Origin of the sequence: Thermophagus xiamenensis (assembly GCF_900112795.1) — a bacterium.
Classification (GTDB): Bacteria; Bacteroidota; Bacteroidia; order Bacteroidales; family Marinilabiliaceae; genus Thermophagus; species Thermophagus xiamenensis.
Window position 1 is genome coordinate 65,486 of record NZ_FONA01000004.1, and the last position, 21,894, is coordinate 87,379.

Consider the following 21,894-nt stretch of genomic DNA (forward strand, 5'->3'; position numbering starts at 1 on the left):
TAATTGTTTTTTCCAATATGTACTCGATTCTTTCAATAAAAAGAAGTTTTACTTCAATGAAGAATAATACGAAACGAGAATGCCAAGAAGGCTTTCAACAATAAAAACATGGATAAATATATATAGGCAGAAGTGCACAAGTAGAAGGGTTTTTTATTCATCAATGGTTAGTAATTAATCTTTAGTGCTTTGTGTAAAACACTACAGACTGATGACTATGCACAAATGACAAATGATAGATTTTAAGAGACAATAGTTCAGTGAAATAAGTATATTTTATAAGAATGAAACGAGCATGGCGACTTTTGCCACAAAAGGACATGTATAAACGACAAAGGCAGAATTGCACAGGCAGAAGGCAGAAGAAGTCAATAGTCATTAATTAAATAGTCATTAGTGTTAATGGACTAGTGACTAATGACTAACCACTAATGACTACTATTAAGAAACAATATATCAATGAAGTAAGTGAGTTTTATACGGAAGAAACGAGCATGATCAAGAAGGTCTTCCAAAACAAGAATATGTTTAAACTTAAGCCAAGCGAGTATAATCGGTCCAATAACTTAAGTAATTTTTATACCGATGAAACAGCATTGCCCTTTTAAAATGAAAAAAATTTACAAAGAGCAATAATTGTATAAAAGCTATTAAAACTATTATTGGGGTTTATTTAAAAATTTAGAAAGTGTATCCATCAACACCTGCAAGCGAATAGGCTTGGCTAAATAATCGTCGCATCCGGCTTCCATACATTTTTCCCGTTCACCGGACATTACGTGGGCAGTTTGAGCTACAACCGGAACGTTAGGATTGATTTTTTTTATTTCACGTGTAGCGGTATATCCATCCATTATAGGCAGCTGCAAATCCATTAACACCAAATCCACAGCGTTGTTTTTAAAGAGATCGATCGCTTGTTGCCCATCTTTAGCCCATAATATTTTAGCATTGGTTCGACGCAAGGCTGCATCAAAAAATATCTTATTGGTATCAACATCTTCAACAACTAAAATTACTTTATCGCCCCAATTTTGGTTAAGGGCTTTGCTTAAATCTGAGTCCAACATAACTGATCCGGTAATTGAATATTGACAATATCTATTTCTTTTGATTAGAAAGACCAAATTAATATTTTATTTCTAAACATCTCTTCATTTTCGATGAAAAATTATCAATAAATATGTTTTTGGAAAAATCGTTAGTTAGTTCACGGTTTTTTTTGTTGTTTTGAGATAAAAAGAAAAAATAACTTTTTTATCTATCAACAAAAATAACCGGGGGAATCCAATGATTGGGAGGAGAATGACTTTCAGGATCTTTCTTATTGTATTTGTATTGTGCTTGACTAAAGGAAGATTGGTGGTTAGAGCATCAGATAAGGAAACTACTGACTGGTTAATGAGGGTGAAAAGCATGGATCTGTCCCAAAAAATTAGTTTAATTCTGTTTCCAATGATACATGAAAGGGATGGTACAGTGATTTTTCCTAAGGCCGAAAGTATTCCCCAAGGTGGTTGGTCTAATATTCCTCTTTTGAATGGCTTAAATGGTTTTAAAACTTCAAATATTTTAGCGCCGTTTCCTGACGTTCGGGCTGTGGGTTGTGTCAAAGATTCTTTTCTTAGGGATATCTTGAGAGAAGATTTAATGCAATATATGGCAAGGAAGCAGATAGTCGGTATTTTAGCCTCAAATAAATATTTATTTGAGGTGGCAAAGAACCATTTGCCGTCTGTTTATTCCCAAAATTCGTTAGCCTTATGGCTTTTCTCTAAAAGTGAAGGTAATTTTAGATGTATTCCTGCTGTTCCATTAACTAATAATTTCTTTTCTTATCTCCGTCCCATTAAAAGACTTGGAGATTATGATACGAGTGAATTTATTGTAAAAAAGCATAATAATAGGACACAAAAAGTTAAAGATAGCTTTGAAGAGAGAGTAAAAAAAGGAACGATTTTCTTGACATTTGATTATGCTGAGGATTTTAAACGGTTGCTCAGGGCTTACGAAAACAGGTTACTAAATGAAGAGGATCTTGATATCGGATGCAGTATAATTTTAAAGCATATTTTAGAGTGTGGAAGTGTTGTAAAACCATCTGATAGGAAATCTTTTGATCTTTCGATAATAGAATATGCAAGAAGAAGTGCTTTTGAAAAGGGTATCCGTTTTTTTGGGCAGAAAAAAGAACCATTTTTACCAACCGATTTAAGTTCAGTAAAAATTAAAATTGTTTCGGATGTTCCCGATAAATATTACAGCCCTTTTATTGCTATGCTTCAGAATCATTTTACTGTTGAGAAGAACGATTCGGTTTCAGTCAATTATGTAGTTTGGTTATGTGAAAAACAAGAGATAACTGAAGCGAATATAAGTAAAAAATCACAAGAGATTCGCCTGCAAAATCCTGAAGCAAAAATTGCCTTGCTAGTTGCTGATCCATCTGATTATTTTAAGGTGAATGGCTTCCCCGAAGAGATAGATGCCCTTTATACAGGTACTTCCGAATGGGATATGGTTTGGGAATTCCTGGCTCAAGCCTTGTTTGCCGGCATTAATGTAGAAGAAGTGCGTAATTTTGAAGATTGGTATGAAGGTATTCGTTCATTTTCGTTGTCAATTATTAAAAGTCGCTTAAAATTTGGTGTGCCCGAAGAAGTAAGCATGATTACCGACAGCTTAATTAAAATCGACTCATTGATGTTGAAGGCCATTCAAGAAAAGGCGCTTCCCGGTGGTCAAATAGTGGTGGCACGTAATGGAGTTGTGGTATGGAACAAAGCATATGGATTTCACACATATGAAAAAAAACAACCGGTGCTCACTTCTGATATTTATGATTTGGCATCCATAACAAAAATTGCAGCAACTGTACCAGCACTAATGAAACTGTATGATGATAATAAGTGGGAATTGAAGGATACTTTAGGTAGATTTCTGCCACAATTAAATTCTACTGAAAAGGCATCATTAACTATAGAAGAACTGTTGCTTCATGAAAGTGGCCTTGCTTCTTATATCCCTTTTTATCTGCAAGCTGTTGATGAAACCAAATTGAAAGGTCGATTATTTGCCAATAGATATTCATGGCTTTACAACATTAAATTGGATGATTATATTTATTTGAATCGAACCGTTACATACCGAAAAGATGTTTTCAGCCATAAACCTGATACTTTGTTTTCAGTGCCTGTGGCTCAAAACTGGTTTATGAATAAAAATTATCTTGATTCCATAATGCAGCAAGTTTTAGAATCGCCCTTACATCAAAAAGGAAGATATCGGTATAGTGACCTTGGGTTCTATTTACTGGGCAAAATGATAACTGAACTCACCAATAGCTCATTGGATACTTTTACTTATGAATACTTTTATGGTCCGATGGGTATGAAAAATACAGCTTTTAGACCCCTTGAACACTTCGAAAAAGAAAGAATAGTACCTACTGAAAATGACAAAGCTTTTCGTAAACAATTATTGCATGGGTGGGTACAGGATCCTGGTGCTGCAATGATGGGAGGGGTGGCCGGACATGCAGGTTTGTTTGCCAATGCTTTGGATATCGCTAAAATGATGCAGTTGTATTTAAATGGAGGTCATTATGGTGGGAAAGAATACATTAAATCTAATACCATTAAATTGTTTACGAGTCGCCATAACGACAAAAATCGTCGAGGTCTAGGTTTTGATAAACCTGAATCCGACACCACCAAAGTTAATCCTGTCTCATCCTTTGCATCTCCAGCTTCTTTCGGACACAGTGGATTTACCGGAACCCTTGCATGGGCCGACCCCTTAACCGGAATTGTTTACGTTTTTCTTTCTAATAGAGTGCATCCAAATCAATATAATAAAAAACTTATAGAGGAAAACTATCGGACAACTATCCAAGATATAATTTATAACTCTATTATTGGTTTTAATGAAAAGTTTGAGTGGGAAAATGATAAAACAAAGGAGGAATATTGGTTTTTAAACTAAATTTTCCCCCTTTGTTTTATAAATGACTTATAAAAGCTATTCTTAATCATTAAAAAATTTTTCGAATACCCTTATCATATAATAGTGGTCTTTTACACCTGCTAATTCTCTGACCGAGTGCATTGCCAGCATAGGATTGCCTACATCTACCGATCGAATATCCAATTGAGAAGTTAAAATGTTCCCTAAGGTTGACCCACCGGCCATATCGCTTCGGTTTACAAATCGTTGACAGGGAACACCGGCTTGCCGGCACAACGATTCAAATACTGCACCGCTGTCGCCATCAGTAGTGTATTTCTGATTTGCATGAATTTTTATTACAGGACCTTTATTTATTAGGGGATGTAATTTAGGATCATGTTTTTCCGGGAAGTTTGGATGAACCGAATGGGCCATATCAGCTGATATCATAAAAGATTGGTAAATACATTGTTGAATGGCTTCTTCATCATTTCCTAATAAACTGAGTAAGCGGTAAAAAATATTTTTAAATAGGGGAGAGCCGGCTCCCTGCTTAGTTTGACTTCCTACTTCTTCATTATCAAAAATACCCAACATTAGGGTCGATCCTGTAGGAGATGCTTCCAGTATCGCTTTTAAGCCGGCATGTACCATAGCCAAATCGTCTAACCTCGGACTTGATATAAATTCGTTATTAGCGCCCCAAATGCATCCTCTATGGTATTCATGAAGTGTTAGATCAAAATCAAGTATTTTGTCGGTTTCTGTGCCTATTTCTCTTGCAATTAACTCTTTTAATATTCCTTTTTGTACACCCTCATCATTTAATATTCCCATAATTGGCAACAGATCTTTTTGAGGGTTTAGTTTAACCCCATCATTTACCTGGCGATTTAAGTGAATTGCTAAATTGGGAATAACAACCATGGGACGGTTGAAATTAACCAAGTATATTCGTGGGTTTAACACATCTTCACTCTGGCATGCAACCCTTCCTGATATAGATAGCGGGCGGTCGAGCCAGCTCATAAAAATGGGCCCCCCATACACTTCTGTATTCAGAGACAAATAATAATCATCTCCGACTATTTCAGGAGAAGGTTTAATTTTAAAGGATGGGGAGTCACTATGTGCGCAAATTAATCGAACCCCTTTTTCCGAAGCTGGCTCTGTTCCCGTTATAAAGGCAAAAAGGGATGAGCCGTTTCGAGTGGTAAAGTATTTTTTACCTCTCTCAATATTCCACTTATCTTGTAAGTTTAGTTTTTGGAAACCTGCTTTTTCAAGCATTTTAGACGCACTGTTTACAACATGAAAAGGACTTGGACTCTCATGAATAAAGTCAATGAGTTCGGTGGCTAATTTTAAATTTTGTTTCATAGCTGCTTTACTGTTGATTCTTTAATAAAGTTCCAGGCTCGCTGGTAATTGTTAATTAGTCTGTCCAATTTAAATCCATTAGAAACTGTTGTTCGGACTATAAATTTAGTTTATTTTTTTGCAATTAAAGTTACAAACAAAAAGATACACATTCATGTTTTTTCAATAATTCGATGAATAGAATTGTTTGGTAAATGATTTTGTGAATATAGTAAAAACTTGTTTTTGCAATATTTTAAGGAGAAAAGATTATTGTTTTCTTAAATTTATTATTTATGTAAATTTACCTAATGGCAATTTGTAAAAATTATTCTTAAAAAAAATATGTTAATTTTAATGCAGTCTTAAATTAAGAATTTTGTTGCGAGTGGTTTTTTATAGAATTAATATTCAGTTTTTTTATTGTTAGTTTTGAAAAAAGAAAGATAATGAAAATTTATTTTATGGATGATGATATTTGTAAATTTATGGAAGTGATTATCGACAATTATGTTTAGAATTGACAATTCCAGAACATCTTTCTTGATTTTTTGATAGGAAAATAAGAATTTATGTTCTAATAATTAAATTTAGAATATGAATTGCAAAAATAATTAATTTTAATTATGTGGTATGGAATTTGTAGATTAATTAAAATTGCTTTTTCAAAATATTAGGGATGTGGATTTTACAGTAAAGTGTTGAATAAAAATTAAAAAGCTAACAGATATGAAACATTATAGAATAAAAGTAAGAGACGATAAAGCAAAGTTTTTCGAAGAGTTGTTAAGGTATTTGGATTTTTTAGATTATGAAGAAGTAGAGAATTTTTCGGAGCCAAGGATTTATCCCAATTTTGAACTTAAACCTCAATTGGATAGGGATTCTAAAAATCTAATTCATGAAACCAATCTTTCTAAATTGAAAAACAGAAATACCCAGGATGAATCTTATCCCGATAACCTAAGAGAGGTTATTGCGCGTATTGATGAAATTAGGGACAAAGCAAGAAAAAGAAAATAGATTTTTGTAATTTTTTCGTTCCTATTCATTTGTTAGACGAACTTGTATGGCCTAATTTAAAAGGCTAAATCTTTTTAAGTCCCAAAGGTATCTTTTTATTTGCATTCAGCCAGGCTCAAGTCGTAACCTATTGGTTCCTCCTGAGGCTGGTTGAATGTAAATATTTTCTTCTTTGCTAATTATGGATGTGATTTTTTTAACTTCTTCCAACTTGCCTGTGCATTTTCCATAATTGTTTTGGGTGACAAACCTTCTTAGTTTTCGTTGTTTCATCCTTTTATGACAACAACTTGTGATTGCGAAAAGAATTAAATTAAATTTTCAGGACAATTGGATTATTGTGTTAAATCCAAAAAATAGCCCATTATACAGGAATCAACTTAGCAAACGGGATAAACCAATAAGTTATTAGTATCACTTGTTACACTTCTCAACACCCTTGTTAAAGAAATCATGGTTTTTATTTTAAATTTGCACAGTTATTATAAATTTTTAAATAAAAGATGAAACACTCTAAAGAAGGGAATGAATATTTTATTTTACTATTCCGTTTTGGGTTAATAATGCTTCTTTATACCATTTGCCGTTTGGCATTTTATTTTTTTAATTCTGATTTGTTTGAAAATTTATCCTTTCAAACCTTCAAGCGAATACTTTATGGTGGCTTAAGGTTTGACTTGAGTGCGGTACTTTATATTAATTCGTTATACTTATTACTATACCTTATTCCATTTAAAATAAAATTTCGGATTGGATATCAGAACTTTTTGAAATGGTTATTTATTGTAACCAATGCCATTGGTTTAGCTGCCAACGTTTCGGATATTATCTACTATAGGTTTACATTGAAAAGAACCACAGCCAGTGTATTTAAAATCTTTAGTCACGAAGAGAATCTGTTGCTCTTATGGGGACGATTTCTGGTCGATTATTGGTATGCAACACTATTGTGGTTGGTTTTAATAGGTGTTATGGTGTGGGGATATTCTCGGTTTAAACCCAGACCAATGGGGTTTCGGAATAGATGGCAATATTCGATGGTTGGAATATTGTTTTTGGCAATAATTGGAGGTTTGACGATAGGAGGGATGCGGGGAGGATTCAGACATAGTACCCGACCAATTAATATTAGTAATGCCGCTCAATATGTGGAACGGCCTGAGGAAATCCCCATTGTTCTTAATACTCCTTTTGCCATTCTTCGTACCTTCGATAAATCGACTTTTCAAGAAGTAAAATACTTTTCATCCGAGGAACTGGATAGTATTTTTTCACCAGTTCATTACCCTAAGCGTTCTGCTTCTTTTAATCAACACATAATTCAAGAAAAACGGCCCAATATTGTTTTAATTATTCTTGAAAGTTTTGGCCGTGAACATATTGGTGCACTTAATAAAAACTTAGAAGACGGCAATTATAAAGGTTATACCCCTTTTCTTGATAGCTTGATTGCTCAATCCTGGGCTTTTAATAGAGCATATGCCAACGGACGTAAATCCATCGACGCATTGCCATCGATTGTGGCATCCGTGCCCTCGTTGGTTCAACCCTACATTGTTTCGGAATATGCTAATAATAGAATCAATGGGATGGCCCATCTTTTAAAAAAAATTGGATATGAAACCGCATTTTATCATGGGGCTCCAAATGGTTCTATGGGATTTTTGGCTTTTACCAAAATGGCAGGATATGATCAGTATTTAGGGAAAAATGAATTTAATAATGATGGTGAGTTTGATGGTATTTGGGGGATTTGGGATGAGCCATTTTTCCAATTTTTTGCCCAAGATATGAATCGGCTTAATGAGCCTTTCTTTACTACTATTTTTTCTCTTTCCTCACATCATCCGTTTAAAGTGCCAGAAAAATATGAGGGTGTATTTCCCGAAGGACCACTTCCTTTGCATAAATGCATGGGGTATACCGACATGGCCCTTCGGCGCTTTTTTGAATCGGCAGCCAAAGCACCATGGTTTAAAAATACCTTATTTATTATTACCGCCGATCATTGTACCATCCCTTTTCATGAAGAATACAAAACACCTGTTGAAAGTTTTGCAATACCTATACTTTTCTATAAACCCGACGAAATTGAACCACGTATGGATAATTCGCTGGCGCAACAAACCGATATTCTTCCTACGGTAATGTCATTTATCGACTATCCCTATCCTTTTGTTGCGTTTGGTAATGATCTTTGGTCGGCAAAAAATAATAAGCGCTTTGTCATTAATTATTTTAACGAATCCTTTCAGTTTTTGTATGAGAATTATGCCTTGTATTTTGATGGGAAAAATGTAACTGGTATTTATGATTTAGAGCACGATCCATTGCAAAAGCATAACTTAATAGGACAAGTTGATAAACCGAGTGCCGAAAAACTCTTGAAAGCGGTTATACAGCAGTATATTTCTCGCATGATTAATGATCGGCTGGCCTGGAATGTAGAAGGAAACAAACATGACCACTAAAATGTACCACAATTAGTAGATGTAAAAATTATATAGGCAGAAGTGCACAGGTAGAAGAAGTTATTAGTGATCAGTCAATAGTTAATAGTCATTATAGGTGGTTTTAATAAAGACTATGAACTAATTATAAAAAACATTTGGTCAGTAAGTTAATTGAATTTTACACCAGTCAAAATCAATATTACTTATGTCAATTTTCTAACCATATATAAACAAATCGAATAAAATATTTGAATTGATCATAAAATAATTCAAAGTCATTAAAGTATCATTGCAATAAAGCTTGAACATATGTAGGGCAATGAATTGTTAAAATTAGCCTGTTTAACTACAATTTTGTATCGTTGTTCAAAAAAAAATAGATTTTAGTGCAATTTTTATGCTTTGAAATTTGGTAAACACCAAAAACCGTCTATATTTGTGCATGGAAGATTGGGAAACCTAGTTTATAACCCTAAAATTAATTATTATTATGAACAAAGCTCAATTAATTGAAGCAATTGCCGGCGAATCAGGTTTGACCAAAGCCGATGCTAAGAAAGCATTAGATGGTTTTATTAAAGTAACCGGCGAAGCATTGAAAAAAGGTGACCGGATTGCACTGGTCGGTTTTGGCTCTTTTTCTGTTTCTGAAAGGAGTGCCCGTACCGGAAGAAATCCTCAAACCGGCAAGGAAATTCAAATTCCTGCCAAAAAAGTAGTTAAGTTCAAAGCTGGCAGTGAACTTAACGATGCTGTAAATTAATTCTTTTTTGGTTTAAAGAATTAAATGGGGGTGTTTCTGTTGGGAATGCCCCTTTTTTATCGAATTATGGAAAAAGAACTTATCAGATATTTATCAGATTTTTTGACACCAGAACGTTTTCGGTTATTTGAAAAGGTCTTACAATGCAGAACAAATTATCTAACGGTTGTTGTTGAAAACATCTTTAATCCTCATAATATTTCTGCAGTCCTTAGAAGTTGCGATTGTTTTGGGATACAGGATATTCATATAATTGATGATAACCAGAATTATGAAGTAAATCCCGAAATTGCTCTTGGAGCTTTTAAATGGCTTTCCATCCATAAGTATAGCCAAGGAATGGGAAATTCTTCCCAATTTGTATTAAATGAATTAAAAAGTAAAAAATATAGGATTTTTGCTACGGTCCCTGACCATAAAGCCGTTGCCTTTTCAGAGATAGATGTAAGTAAAGGACCTATTGCTCTTGTTTTTGGAAATGAAAAAGAGGGTATTTCTGATAGTACTCGAGAGTTGGCCGATGGATTGATTACTATTCCCATGGTGGGCTTTACGGAAAGTTTAAATATCTCTGTTGCTGCAGCTATTATGTTGCAACATTTTTCTTCTCATATTCGTAAGTATTTAGACAAAAGTGTTTGGGAACTTGATAATGATTATCGTGAGCAATTATTGCTTAATTGGATGAGAAAAACCATTAAAAAAGCCGATTTGATTGAAAAGGCTTTTAATAAAAAGCAAAAATGAAACGACCTTGACTAAGATGGTTGCTCACTTATTGCCTATGAGCTGATAATACATGATTAGGTTGTATGGTGAAAAGAATTATAACTGCTTCTGTGATTTTGAAAAACAATTGTTGGTTGAAAAATGCAAATAAACAGACCGAATTCGCTGTTGCTTTCGAATTATTTCTTTTTTAAACTGCGAATGAATTGTTTAAAAATGGTTTATTTATTACATTTGAAGTTGATTAAATAGCTTAAATTTTGAATTTGCTTATAGAACCGAGCATCATTATTTATTGTTATAACATTTAAAAAGGAGGAATTAAGAAATTTTAATTTTGTCAGGCTAATTTCATTCGTCAGGCAGCATAGAATAATTAAAAAGTAGAAATGTTTCAATTTAATTAATCCCAAAGAAGCTTGAACGTCCAGAATTAATTTATTGAATGTGTTTCTATTTCAAACAGAAGAAAAGGTATTTATGTAAGATTAAATTATGGCTAAGATTTTATAAAGGTTATAAGTATGAATTGTATTATTATTGATGATGACAAGCTGTCAATAAAAATAATTGAGGAGTTTGTGGGTCGAACTGAAGGATTGAACTTGACCGGTTCTTTTTCTAGCGCAGTAGAAGCGTTTAATGCATTGACTCAGACCGGAGCGGAAAAAGTAGATTTGATTTTTTTAGATATTGAAATGCCAGAAATGTCGGGGATTGAGTTTCTGGATTCTTTGGATATTATTCCTCAGGTAATTATTTACTCATCCCAGGAAAAATATGCTTTGGAATCGTATGAATATGATGTTACTGACTATTTATTGAAACCTGTTCAATTTGGGCGATTTATTAAAGCTGTGAACCGTGCCAGAGAACGTTTTGAGCGAAAAGAGAAACCGGTAAAGGAAAGTACAGAAATTTTTATTAAGAATAATGGCTCATTAGTGCGTATTAAATATGATGATATTCTTTGGATTGAAGCATTGGAAAATTATGTGGTTTTAAATACTTTCAACGAAAAATATACTATTCATTTTACCATGAAGGCTATTGCCGATAAAATGCCTTCCGATAAGTTTATGCGTATTCACAGGTCGTTTATTGTAAACTTCAGCAAAATCAAGGTTATTGAGGATAATTCGGTAGTCATTAAAACCGATAGCGGAACTAAAGTGATTCCCATTGGTAAATCGTACCGAGATAAATTAATGAATGATATTAACCTGATCTCAAAATAAGAATAATTTACAAAAGATTTGTATAGAAATCAATCTTCAGAAATCCAGAAATGGAAAATAAATGTGTTTGGAACGAAATATTATTGGAAATTTTCACCAAACAAACCATCTGTATATAAAATACTCCAGCTATTTAACCAGTTATTTGAATTCCCAAATGCTCCTTTAAAATTTGGGTTTTCAAACCATTCATGCTCTAGTAAAAATACGTCCCCCAATTGAGAATTTTCCGGCAATAAATTCATTACATCAATATTCTGGGGATTATAAATTATTGCCGGATCTTTGAGTTGATTATTGCCAGAGTTAAAAGATGCCGCTACTAAAGAATCTTGAGCCGAATAATTGGTTAAATTGGAATAGACACCCAAAATTTGTTCATCTAAATTTTTACCTACCATGTAAAATACATTGTTCAGAATGTTAATATGACCGTCAGTAAATTGTTGGTAACTATCCAAATTATGGTCCGAATATTCAATAAAAATCCCGGCGGTTTGATGAAGGATAATTGAATTTACCAATGTTCCGGCAGAACCATTACCAAATTTAGCAATGGTATCGTTTTCGTCCATTCCTCGTCCAATTAATGTGGCATGACTTATATATGGTTTTGTCTGGGGATAACCATAACGATCGCTTACTTCGATAAGCAGGTCACCCGTTGAACCTGCCTGAAGACCAACAATATATTGGCAATTTCCCCGATATCCCAAGTCAAAATCAAAGGCATCATCACCACAAAAGGCTGCCAGCAAATAACGAACATTTACCGTTCCTCCAAAAAATTCAAAGCCATCATCCCTATTAGAAATTACCTCTACATATTCTATGGTTGTTCCGCTTCCCACTCCCCCCAAGGTTAAGCCGTTAATTTCATTCCCATCATCTAATTTTGTGCCGGCATGGCGAATAGATACATATCGTAGTATTCCTGAATTATCATCTTCGATGCTGCCTCCGTAGAGGGCACGGGAATCTTCAATAGGTAAACCTTCTATCAAGGCCTCGCCCGACGGGGCGTTTACCGGTGCATTGCCCAAAATGATGACACCACCCCATAACCCATTATTTTCAATTGGAACTGCCCCTTTAAGGTCATCCCCTTTTACAGTAAATATTATTGGTTTTTCGGGTGTTCCTTCGGCTCTTATTTTGCCACCGCGGGCAACTACAAGTGCACTGGCGTTTTCGCCTTGCCCTGGTTCAGCACGTATAACGGTTCCGGGTTCTATGGTCAAAATTTGGCCTTCATTAACAAATACTATTCCATCCAACAGATATTCTTTGTCTGCAGTCCAGGTTACTGTTCCGGTACCATTTCCCGTATCATAAATGGTTGTATAGTCATTAGGAAGTAAGTATTCCGAATCACGACATCCGAAAATAAGGATTCCTGTGATTGAGCATATTAATAGTTTGTATATAAATGGATAGTTTTTCATTTCCAACTTATTTAAAAAGAAGCTTCCAGATTAATATAAAAAGCCGAAATAACATCCATGTTTTTCGCCTTGGGATAATGGTCTTGATAATTAGCAGCGATTCTGATGTTCTTATTAGCAATGTATTCAATTCCTGCAATCAATGCTGATTCATCGTTTGCTAAATTCCATGGTATTGATTCCCCTTCCAAAATATTGGAATCAATTTTATCATATCTGGCTAAAAGTTTAATTTTTTCCTGTATCTGAAAATCACTCTTAATGGAATAGCCATAAACGTTGTGATTTTCCAGAAAGTCCCGGTTCCAATGCATGGCATATTCTCCACCTAATGAAAATCGTTTATGACGGTAACCCACAAATCCTACAGCCGTTGTTTGGTTGATAGATTTAGCGGATAAATCACCATAAATTCTGCAAATCCATCCATCGACAGGATAGATGGTAATGCCCATTGCCCCTTTAAAGGTATTATCATTTTGCAGACTGGAATAGCCTTCTCCGTTGAAAAAAGCTAGATCAAAGTTTAATTTTTGATGATTCCAGCAAGCTTTAATGCCTATATCTGCACTGGGGCCAAAACCATATTTATCCATAAATGGTCGTACAATATACCTGCGATTCCAAAATTTTTCCTGTTGTTTAAACTGCATCGCATCTTGTAAGCCAAAAGTGATTTCAAGATTTTCGACAGGATAATAATAGACCGCAGCGGTTTTAAAATAACCAAATCGGCGTTGCAATGAGTATTCGGCATCATTGGGAGAGCCAATGTCAAGCTTTATCTCTGCTGAAAATTGAGGTGATATAAAGTGCTTATATCCCAAATAGGCGCGCCGTACTTCGAATGCGGTTTGTTTATCCGGACCGCTAAGAGATGTGTTAAAGTTTGTAAAAATTCTTCCATAGACTCTTCCGGAAGGTTTAAATGGTTCTGTTTGTGATGTTTTTTGTGCTTGCATGGGCCAACATAATATAATGGTCCCAAGTAAAAGAACAAAAAAGCAGTTTTTGGTCTGCATCTCCCAACAATTTTATGATAAATTATGTCCTGTGTGCAATTATAAATTGACTAATGAATGATTTTGGGGTATAATTTATGCGAAAATATAAATATTAAAGAGTTTTCCTCATGATTAATTCCCTACCATACTAAAGAGAGGGTATTTTTTGAATGTCAAGACCCTATTCCTTTTTTTCTTTAATAGCTTTAACAAAGTCGCGTTGTGCTTTTAATAAGTTGATTAAGTGCAATAACATATTTTGAGTTTCATGTAATACAGAGAGGTAAAGCATACTTATTTTGGTACCTGCTTTTTCTTTTTTGATGCGTTTTAATTGTTTTTTGCGCATTCCCTTAATTACCTCTATTATATTGGATTGTTCTTCTGCCAGTTCAGGAAGAAGCGTAAAATCAGACTTATTAATCATGTTATAGCTTTTAATGAGAAGTGATCTGATTTTACCTTCCAGAATATTGATCTCTTCAAATTGGTCTTCAGAAAAAACTTTATGGTTGTTGTCTAAATGCTCAAAACAAGGTTTTACAATAAAGGTGAGTGAATGAACAGTTTCTCTTAAGTAGTCAATTACCTGTACATAAAAGAGACCTGAATCAACGGAATCTTCTTGTAATTTTCGAACCGTATTATAAATGTTGGCTTTAAGCTTTTTGGTGCGTTTATTTAAAGAATCCACTTCTTTGACACATTCTTTTAAGTGCTTTCTGTCTTCGGCTTCAAAATAGCTTAAAGTATTGCTATAAAGTTTTAACAGGTCATTGATGATTTCGGAAATATTTAATTGACATTTTTCAAGAACTTTTAATGAAGATATTTCACCGTTAACATCTTCAATTTCCATTTCCTGAAAGCGTTTTATTTCTTTCTCTTGTTTTTTTGTGATTACTTGTGTTCGATAAACCATAAAGGCTGCCAATAGAATTAGAGCAATGATCGCATAATTTCCCCCAAACATCATTATGGTAGCCATCATAAAAGCAATTGTTGCCGCAGAAAAAGCAGTAAGAAACCAGCCGCCTATAACCGAAACTACACCGGTAATGCGGTATACAGCACTTTCTCGTCCCCAAGCCCGGTCGGCGAGCGATGTACCCATGGCAACCATAAAGGTGACGTAGGTGGTAGACAACGGAAGTTTCATAGAGGTGGCATAGGCTATAAGAATACTGGCAACAACCAAATTTACTGAGGCTCTTAATGCATCGAACGAAGGTGCCTCTTTTCCCAATTTCTGCCTTTCTTCTTCATATTTTGAGCTATCAAACTGGCGATTAATGAAATTTCGTATTCCAGTCGGAATGAATTGATTGATTGAGTTGGATACTGCAATACTTCCCCGGACTATGGAACGGGCAAAAAAGGATGATCCAAACCGTTCTTCGCCTTCGGTTTGCCGCCCTAAATCGATTGATGTTTGTACAACTTTTTTGGCTTTTTTGGACGTCCATAGGGTGATGACCATGATTAAACCCGCCAATACTAACAGATAGGCCTGCGTATGTATTTCGCCTGCCAGTGAATCCATCAAAAGGGTGGCAGTGGGGGCGCCTGAGGCTTTGAAAATTTTAAATGATTCCAACCCTGCAAGTGGTACGCCGATGAAATTTACCAAATCGTTTCCGGCAAAGGCCATTGCTAAGGCAAATGTACCGGTCAAAACCGTAAACTTTAGAATATTGAAATTAAATAACCAATATAGAACCTGCAATATGAGTGTCCAGAAAATTAGACTATAACTGATAACTATTCCTGCATTTTCTGTAACCCATATTCGAATAGAATCGGAAATAAAAGTGGCATTTTTCACCCCTTTAACAATTAAAAAATAGGTTATGGCTGTAATGGCTATACCACCCCAAAGGCCACCTAAATATTTCAGACGATTTTTAAAGTTAAATGAAAATATAAGCCTTGTTATAAATTGGGTTATAACTCCAACTGTAAAAGAGATGGCTACCGACAGTAATATTCCGGAAATTATGGCTAATGCTTTTGCAGAGTTTATATAGTCAGCTACAACCATTTCCGGATTCTTAAACGATTTTATTACCGCTACCCCGATAGCTGCTCCCAACAATTCAAATACTATTGATACGGTGGTTGAAGTAGGCAAACCGAAGGTATTAAAAAGGTCTAAAATTATTATGTCGGTCAGCATTACAGCCAGAAATACAATCATTATCTCTTCAAAAAGAAAAAACTGTGGATTAAAAATTCCTTTTCTGGCCACTTCCATCATTCCGCCGGAAAAACTGGCACCAACAAAAACTCCTAATGCAGCTATGGATAGGATAACTTTGAATGAGGCAATGCGTGCGCCTATGGCTGAATTGAGAAAGTTTACTGCGTCATTACTTACGCCTACTACAAGGTCGGAGATGGCAAGAAGAAAAAGAACACCTACGATTACTAAATAAATTGTTTCCATTAGTTAAAGTGAAGTTTAATTTTTTCGCTGGCAAACATACAAGCTATTCATCTCTGCCATATTTATTCTGCGTTAATTCTGTGTTAAGGAATTGTTAAGCCTATATGGTAAAATGCTCTAAATCAATTGATAATTTGAAATAATTTAAGTCAACTCAAAATTAATATTTGCTTCTAATCAAAAATAAAAATTTCTTTTCTTCCTTCTGCTTGTGTGCTTCTGCCATTGGCTTTTTATACATATTTTATTGTGCTAAACCTTTTAGGCATGCCCGTTTCCTTTGTTTTATACAAAGCAATTTATTTAAAAAGACGAGAAAGAAAAAGAAAAAGATGATAAAAATAAAAGTTAATTAGTGCAATTTTCCAATATTTGCAGGGCAAAAATAAAAAATCATGTATTGGCACACACTATGGGATGGCATAATGGTTGGGTTTTCTGCCTCGGTACCAATAGGACCTATCGGACTATTAATCATTCAACGTACTTTGCAAAATGGTAAAATTTCCGGTATTTCTTCTGGTTTGGGAGCAGTGATGTCAGATGTAATATATGCTGTTATTGCAGGTTTTAGCCTCTCTTATGTGGTCACTTTTATTGAGGCTCGAATGTTCTGGATTCAGTTAATAGGAGCACTGGTTCTTTCAGCTATGGGGATAAAAATTTTCCGCACCAACCCGGCTATTAGTTTACGAAAACAAAAAGAAGGGAAACATTCATTTTTTACTGATTTTATTTCTTCATTTTTTCTTACCCTTAGTAATCCGTTAGCTATCTTTTTATTTATTGCCTTTTTTGCCGGGTTTCAGGTTTTGAAGCCGGAATATGGAATGGTTGGCCATTTGATTATTATTACCGGTGTTTTTTTGGGTGCTACTCTTTGGTGGACAATCTTAACTTCATTTGTGAGTTTATTCAGATCACGGATAAATCTTCGGCGCCTTTATTGGATAAACAAAATAGCCGGGTCTCTTATAATTGTTTTAGTTATCCTTGCCTTCTTTTTTCGTAAAAAATTTTCGTAAAAACCTTGCGATATTAACTTCGGTTGGTGGGTGAACATTTACTTTTTTGAAATATTTTTATTGATGTTTGAAATGATTAAATCCCTGTCCTGAAAAATTGATCGGTTTCCCTTTTTCAGTCCAATTAATCTTCCCTGGATTATCTCCTTTTTTAATATGGCCAATTGGGGATAAAGGAAGTGAAAATTCCTGGTTATATTGGCTGGCCAATTTCTCAAAAGAGGATGGATTAATAGAAAATAATAATCGATAATCTTCGCCTGCTGTTACGGCTATTTCCACCGCATTCCACTTCTGTTCGGCCGAAACATGTTTTAATTCATCGGATATAGGAATCTTTGACAAATCTATAACCGCTTCGCATTTTGATGCTTTTAGAATGTATTGAAGGTCGGATGCCAGTCCGTCGGATATGTCCATCATGGCTCCAATCCCTGGGAAGGATGTTAATTTACGGCCTTCTTTAATGGCTGGTTCAGGACGGTGATGCCATTGCAACAATTGGTCATAAGAAGCATCTCGGGGATGAATATTTTCCAAAAGGATTTTTAATCCTCCGCCTGAGTCACCTAATGGCCCCGTTACTGCTATAATATCGCCGGGTTGAGCTGATGATCTTTGACGTGCTTTCCCTTTCTCTACCTTTCCCATCACGCAAACGTTTATGGTTAATTTTTCAGGTGATTTGGTCGTATCGCCGCCCAACAAAGCAACCTCATATTTTTGGGAAAGGTCTTTATAGCCCTCAATGAACCCATCAAGGTATTCAACATCAAGGTCAGATGGTATGGCTATTGAAAGAAATGATGCTATGGGATTAGCGCCCATGGCTGCAATGTCACTGAGGTTGACTGCCAACGACTTATATCCCAAATCATAAGATGTCGTTTTATTTCTGAGAAAATGAATGTCTTCTACTAGTAAATCGGTAGTGACTACAAGGTCATACCGTTCATCCATTGGAAGTATTGCACAATCATCGCCAATTCCCTTTTTCCCGGATGTGGAAATATCCGTAAATTTTTTGCTTAATCGTTCAATAAATCCAAATTCCCCGATCTCTGATAACTTCATCCGTTTAATTTTACTTACTTCATTGATATATTGTTTCAAAAGTAGTCATTAGTGGTTAGTCATTAGTCACTAGTCCATTAACACTAATGACAGTTCAACTAATGACTATTGACTTCTTCTGCCTTCTCACTGTGCACTTCTGCCTTTGTCTTTTATACATGTTCTTTTGTGGCGAAAGCCGCCATTCTCGTTTCATTCGTATAAATTTCACTTACTTCATTGATATATTGTTTTTTAAAAGTAGTCATTAGTGGTTAGTAATTAGTCACTAGTCCATTAACACTAATGACTAACCACTAAATACTTCTTCTGCCTTCTCCTTTATGGCTGTCAATTATTAATAATAAAAGTTTTAACCAGCTGATATATAGCTTTTAGGGTAATAAGAGTAGGAAATATCCTTCCCAAAAATATGGTCCATTAAGCTTCGGGAAAGCTATTATTACCTTCTGTTGTATTAATTTTTAATCCTGAGCAGGGGGGAAGGGTTTCATTTTAAGTTTATCTCCTGCATCCTCCACTACTTTTCTGTAGTATTCTTTATCATATCCCGGGAAAATAGGATCATGGGGATTACCATATTCGTTTTTCAGGAATACGCCGTCTTTTTCGGGATGAATATTTCCGTCGAGGTACTTCACCATCAAAAATTGTCCAAGTTTTTGCCATTTGTTTACAGTGATGCTGGCCTGGCTGTGAGAATATTCGGTAAGAAATTCTCTGGCCAGTGCAGGATCTTGTTTGTATAATGTGCTGGCTGTCTGGTCGATTGCCGGCTGCATCTTTTCAAACTTATCTTCAAGTTCGGTTTGTACCTTGCGAATATCTTCAATCATGTAGCTATAGCGACTGTAAGCCATGTTGGAAACCCAGTTGAAGACCCAAAAAGCTGCGTCCCACGAAAATTCCAACATATTTCCATTACCTTCGGCATATTCGTAAGGCGCACTATTTATGCCTGCATACATGGGAACATAGACTGTTGAATTGGCATCATCCACGCCAAACCACAGAATGCCTCCAATCGGGTTGGGTAACCAATTACGCATCTGTGCCACAAAGGAAAAGCCCGTTTGCTGGGTTGCGATAGCTCGTTCATTTAAATATTCCACACTATCTACTTTCCAGGTTAAAGGCCTCCATCTGTAAGGAACTTTGAAAGGACCTGCTCCTGCATCTTTGGTCATATCAAGAGGCGTCCCTTCAAAATGGTCGCGCATAATATTCATGATATCCCTTGCGGAAACTTTTTTTGTAGGTTTAAAAAACAATGGCATACGCTCAGTGGAACGACCCATAATAAAGTCTTCATACTGGTCTGCTTCGGATTCATTTACATGACGGAAAACACTCCACACCCGGGCTTCACAAAATCGTACTGCACCATAGTCGAGTGGGGCGTAGGCATCGGCAAAACTAAAGTCTTTGTTTTTTCCGTTAAAATAGCCCTGTTCTCTGGCAAATGATATTACATCATGTGAATAGAGACAGTTTTCTTCATCGTTCAGCGGGAATGTGGTAATTCTGGCCTGATTGGCATGTGCTGAAATATAGCCTTCGGGCACTTTTCTGGCTACCCAAACAGCACCTTTATTGTTGGGGCCCTTACCAATCATCTCCAGAATCCATGCTTCATTGGGATCGGCAATGGAAAAACTTTCGCCGGAACTGTAATAACCGTATTCTTCTACCAATGAAGTCATTATTTTAATGGCTTCACGAGCACTTTTGGCTCTCTGCAAGGTTACATACATTAAACTGCCGTAATCCAAAATGCCGGTGGTATCGCGCAATTCGCTTCTTCCGCCAAAAGTAGTTTCAGCTATGGTTACCTGATATTCATTCATGTTGCCTACTACCTGGTAGGTATGAGGTACTTGTTTGATTTGTCCCAAATATTTGCCGGTATCCCATTCATAAATATCGAGCATCGCCCCGCTGGGATGATCTTGTGCCGGCCAAAAGTAGAGTTCTCCGTATAGAACATGTGAATCAGCAGCATAAGATACCATTACCGATCCATCGGCTGAGGCATTTTTCGTTACTAAAACATTGGTGCAGGCTAATGCCTCGCTTGAATGACCTGTAATTCCCGTTATGAGGGAAATAATAAATCCCCAATAAAGTACTTTCATCATGTGTATTCGGTTCAAAATGTTATACTTGTGATATTAAAGGTAGGAAGGGACAAAAATATAAAAAATGATTCGATAGGATATGATAATTGACAGAATTAAGCCCTGATTTAAGTTTTGTTTACTTTTCTAATTAAACGTGCATGGCGGCTTCTGCCACAGAAGAATATGTACATAAGTTTAGAGGCAGAAGAAGCTTTTAGAGGTTAGTCTGTGTCTTTTAGAAAGTAATTATCTTGACCGCCAGTAGCTGACAAACCGTCTGAGTTCTATCAGTCCTAAGGGGCCCTCATAAATACCACCACCTTCTCCGATATCAAAAACTCTCACGGCTATGGTATTAACTTTGCCTGGTATTAGGTCGTTTTCGTCAAGGTAATAGTAACGTTGGCGTGAATATTCGCTGTCGGCGTGATTGCGGGACGGGTCATCGTACATTTGTCCGGTATGAGCCACAAGCTTTCCGTTGATGTAAACTTCATCGATGTCATCGATTTTCCCCAGCATAAGCACAAAACGTTTTCCGGAAAATGACGCAGGAACCATTATTTGCTTGCGATACCAGGCGAACCCGTCGTAATGCTTTCCGTATTGGTCTTCCCAAAGGCCCGGAGCTAAAATGTCAAACCATTGACTATCATCATAATCGGGTGATGCCCATATTTTGTTGTCTCCGGTTTGGAATTTCCAATAACCTTCCAACTCTATGTCGGGAACCAGGTCTCTGATGCGTTGGTAAATACCAATATTGCCTTTCATGATGCCACCATCTAACTGAGCATCATAAACCCTTACGGCGATGGTATTGTATCCATTGAAATTAATCAATCCGGCAGGAATAATATACCTTCGTTCGGCATTGTAGGCCGTAAAAAAGTAAGGTGGGAAAGACCCTTTATGCCCGATTTTTTGGCCATTAACATAAACTTCGTCCACATCATCGATGTATCCCAGAAACAGCATTAAAGAAGCATCTTTATAATCGGGTGGTAAAATAAACGTTTTGCGATACCAGGCATAACCATCGTAACCGTGAAAACCCTGGTTTTCCCAGCTTGAAGGTACATGGATGGTTTCCCAGCTGCGGTCATCAAAGCCGGGTTCGGCACGTTTCGGGTCGTCGCCAATCATAAATTTCCAATCGCCTTCCAGGTTCAGGATTTGGCGGTACTCTTCCCGGGGCTGATAGGCATAAACCATCGGTCCGAAAAGAAGAGTCAAATATAGTATGGTAAGAAAGGTTCTCATATTT

15 protein-coding genes are annotated in these 21,894 nt (G+C 35.9%); 7 read left to right on the top strand and 8 right to left on the bottom strand.

Annotated features, from left to right (window positions below; all coding sequences use genetic code 11):
• Window positions 1–659: 659 nt before the first annotated feature.
• Entirely contained in the window at window positions 660–1,070 is a 411-nt protein-coding gene (locus BM130_RS03195) for a response regulator (protein WP_010528173.1), read from the bottom strand.
• Between the two features lie 385 nt (window positions 1,071–1,455).
• Here BM130_RS03195 and BM130_RS03205 point away from each other — a divergent pair, with 385 nt between their 5' ends.
• Window positions 1,456–3,984: a serine hydrolase domain-containing protein gene (locus BM130_RS03205; RefSeq protein WP_010528174.1), complete on the top strand. Its 2,529-nt coding sequence runs from the start codon at window positions 1,456–1,458 to the stop codon at window positions 3,982–3,984.
• A gap of 42 nt (window positions 3,985–4,026) precedes the next feature.
• On the opposite strand, the gene BM130_RS03210 is transcribed toward BM130_RS03205, so the two are convergent.
• Window positions 4,027–5,328, bottom strand: coding sequence for a M18 family aminopeptidase (locus BM130_RS03210; RefSeq protein WP_010528175.1), 1,302 nt, complete (start codon window positions 5,326–5,328; stop codon window positions 4,027–4,029).
• A 708-nt stretch (window positions 5,329–6,036) separates the two neighbouring features.
• On the opposite strand from BM130_RS03210, the gene BM130_RS03215 reads away from it, so the two are divergent.
• The 5 genes from BM130_RS03215 to BM130_RS03235 all read left to right on the top strand — a co-directional run bounded on the left by BM130_RS03215 (window position 6,037) and on the right by BM130_RS03235 (window position 11,513).
• Window positions 6,037–6,330: a hypothetical protein gene (locus BM130_RS03215; protein WP_010528176.1), complete on the top strand. Its 294-nt coding sequence runs from the start codon at window positions 6,037–6,039 to the stop codon at window positions 6,328–6,330.
• A 503-nt stretch (window positions 6,331–6,833) separates the two neighbouring features.
• On the top strand, window positions 6,834–8,801 hold the full coding sequence (locus BM130_RS03220) for an LTA synthase family protein (protein WP_010528177.1): 1,968 nt from the start codon (window positions 6,834–6,836) through the stop codon (window positions 8,799–8,801).
• A gap of 472 nt (window positions 8,802–9,273) precedes the next feature.
• Complete coding sequence (locus BM130_RS03225) at window positions 9,274–9,546, top strand: HU family DNA-binding protein (protein ID WP_010528178.1); 273 nt, start codon at window positions 9,274–9,276, stop codon at window positions 9,544–9,546.
• 66 nt (window positions 9,547–9,612) lie between these two features.
• A complete protein-coding gene (locus tag BM130_RS03230; protein WP_052298962.1) occupies window positions 9,613–10,293 on the top strand; it encodes a TrmH family RNA methyltransferase in 681 nt (226 codons plus the stop codon).
• Between the two features lie 506 nt (window positions 10,294–10,799).
• Window positions 10,800–11,513 carry a LytR/AlgR family response regulator transcription factor gene (locus BM130_RS03235; protein ID WP_010528180.1) on the top strand — a complete coding sequence of 238 codons (714 nt, stop codon included), beginning with the start codon at window positions 10,800–10,802 and terminating at the stop codon, window positions 11,511–11,513.
• Window positions 11,514–11,593: 80 nt separating this feature from the next.
• On the opposite strand, the gene BM130_RS03240 is transcribed toward BM130_RS03235, so the two are convergent.
• From BM130_RS03240 to BM130_RS03250, 3 genes are all read right to left on the bottom strand, one after another.
• A complete protein-coding gene (locus tag BM130_RS03240; RefSeq protein ID WP_010528181.1) occupies window positions 11,594–12,958 on the bottom strand; it encodes a beta-helix domain-containing protein in 1,365 nt (454 codons plus the stop codon).
• An 11-nt stretch (window positions 12,959–12,969) separates the two neighbouring features.
• Window positions 12,970–13,980, bottom strand: coding sequence for a putative porin (locus BM130_RS03245; RefSeq protein ID WP_010528182.1), 1,011 nt, complete (start codon window positions 13,978–13,980; stop codon window positions 12,970–12,972).
• Between the two features lie 163 nt (window positions 13,981–14,143).
• The gene (locus tag BM130_RS03250; RefSeq protein WP_010528183.1) at window positions 14,144–16,408 is read right to left on the bottom strand and encodes an inorganic phosphate transporter; all 2,265 of its coding nucleotides are present in this window, start codon (window positions 16,406–16,408) and stop codon (window positions 14,144–14,146) included.
• A 395-nt stretch (window positions 16,409–16,803) separates the two neighbouring features.
• Here BM130_RS03250 and BM130_RS03255 point away from each other — a divergent pair, with 395 nt between their 5' ends.
• The gene (locus BM130_RS03255; RefSeq protein WP_010528184.1) at window positions 16,804–17,433 is read left to right on the top strand and encodes a LysE family translocator; all 630 of its coding nucleotides are present in this window, start codon (window positions 16,804–16,806) and stop codon (window positions 17,431–17,433) included.
• 57 nt (window positions 17,434–17,490) lie between these two features.
• On the opposite strand, the gene thiL is transcribed toward BM130_RS03255, so the two are convergent.
• From thiL to BM130_RS03270, 3 genes are all read right to left on the bottom strand, one after another.
• A complete protein-coding gene (gene thiL / locus BM130_RS03260) occupies window positions 17,491–18,507 on the bottom strand; it encodes a thiamine-phosphate kinase (protein WP_052298963.1) in 1,017 nt (338 codons plus the stop codon).
• 464 nt (window positions 18,508–18,971) lie between these two features.
• Window positions 18,972–20,645 carry a dipeptidase gene (locus BM130_RS03265; protein WP_217645605.1) on the bottom strand — a complete coding sequence of 558 codons (1,674 nt, stop codon included), beginning with the start codon at window positions 20,643–20,645 and terminating at the stop codon, window positions 18,972–18,974.
• Window positions 20,646–20,873: 228 nt separating this feature from the next.
• The gene (locus BM130_RS03270) at window positions 20,874–21,890 is read right to left on the bottom strand and encodes a beta galactosidase jelly roll domain-containing protein (RefSeq protein WP_010528187.1); all 1,017 of its coding nucleotides are present in this window, start codon (window positions 21,888–21,890) and stop codon (window positions 20,874–20,876) included.
• Window positions 21,891–21,894 lie beyond the last annotated feature (4 nt).

Excerpts from the sequence above, each read along its gene's own strand:
- BM130_RS03210 (WP_010528175.1), bottom strand. The coding sequence starts at position 5,328 with ATGAAACAAAATTTAAAATTAGCCACCGAACTCATTGACTTTATTCAT.
- thiL (WP_052298963.1), bottom strand. The coding sequence starts at position 18,507 with ATGAAGTTATCAGAGATCGGGGAATTTGGATTTATTGAACGATTAAGC.
- BM130_RS03205 (WP_010528174.1), top strand. The coding sequence starts at position 1,456 with ATGATACATGAAAGGGATGGTACAGTGATTTTTCCTAAGGCCGAAAGT.
- BM130_RS03195 (WP_010528173.1), bottom strand. The coding sequence starts at position 1,070 with ATGTTGGACTCAGATTTAAGCAAAGCCCTTAACCAAAATTGGGGCGAT.
- BM130_RS03255 (WP_010528184.1), top strand. The coding sequence starts at position 16,804 with ATGTATTGGCACACACTATGGGATGGCATAATGGTTGGGTTTTCTGCC.
- BM130_RS03235 (WP_010528180.1), top strand. The coding sequence starts at position 10,800 with ATGAATTGTATTATTATTGATGATGACAAGCTGTCAATAAAAATAATT.
- BM130_RS03245 (WP_010528182.1), bottom strand. The coding sequence starts at position 13,980 with ATGCAGACCAAAAACTGCTTTTTTGTTCTTTTACTTGGGACCATTATA.
- BM130_RS03215 (WP_010528176.1), top strand. The coding sequence starts at position 6,037 with ATGAAACATTATAGAATAAAAGTAAGAGACGATAAAGCAAAGTTTTTC.
- BM130_RS03220 (WP_010528177.1), top strand. The coding sequence starts at position 6,834 with ATGAAACACTCTAAAGAAGGGAATGAATATTTTATTTTACTATTCCGT.
- BM130_RS03225 (WP_010528178.1), top strand. The coding sequence starts at position 9,274 with ATGAACAAAGCTCAATTAATTGAAGCAATTGCCGGCGAATCAGGTTTG.
- BM130_RS03240 (WP_010528181.1), bottom strand. The coding sequence starts at position 12,958 with ATGAAAAACTATCCATTTATATACAAACTATTAATATGCTCAATCACA.
- BM130_RS03265 (WP_217645605.1), bottom strand. The coding sequence starts at position 20,645 with ATGATGAAAGTACTTTATTGGGGATTTATTATTTCCCTCATAACGGGA.
- BM130_RS03250 (WP_010528183.1), bottom strand. The coding sequence starts at position 16,408 with ATGGAAACAATTTATTTAGTAATCGTAGGTGTTCTTTTTCTTCTTGCC.
- BM130_RS03230 (WP_052298962.1), top strand. The coding sequence starts at position 9,613 with ATGGAAAAAGAACTTATCAGATATTTATCAGATTTTTTGACACCAGAA.
- BM130_RS03270 (WP_010528187.1), bottom strand. The coding sequence starts at position 21,890 with ATGAGAACCTTTCTTACCATACTATATTTGACTCTTCTTTTCGGACCG.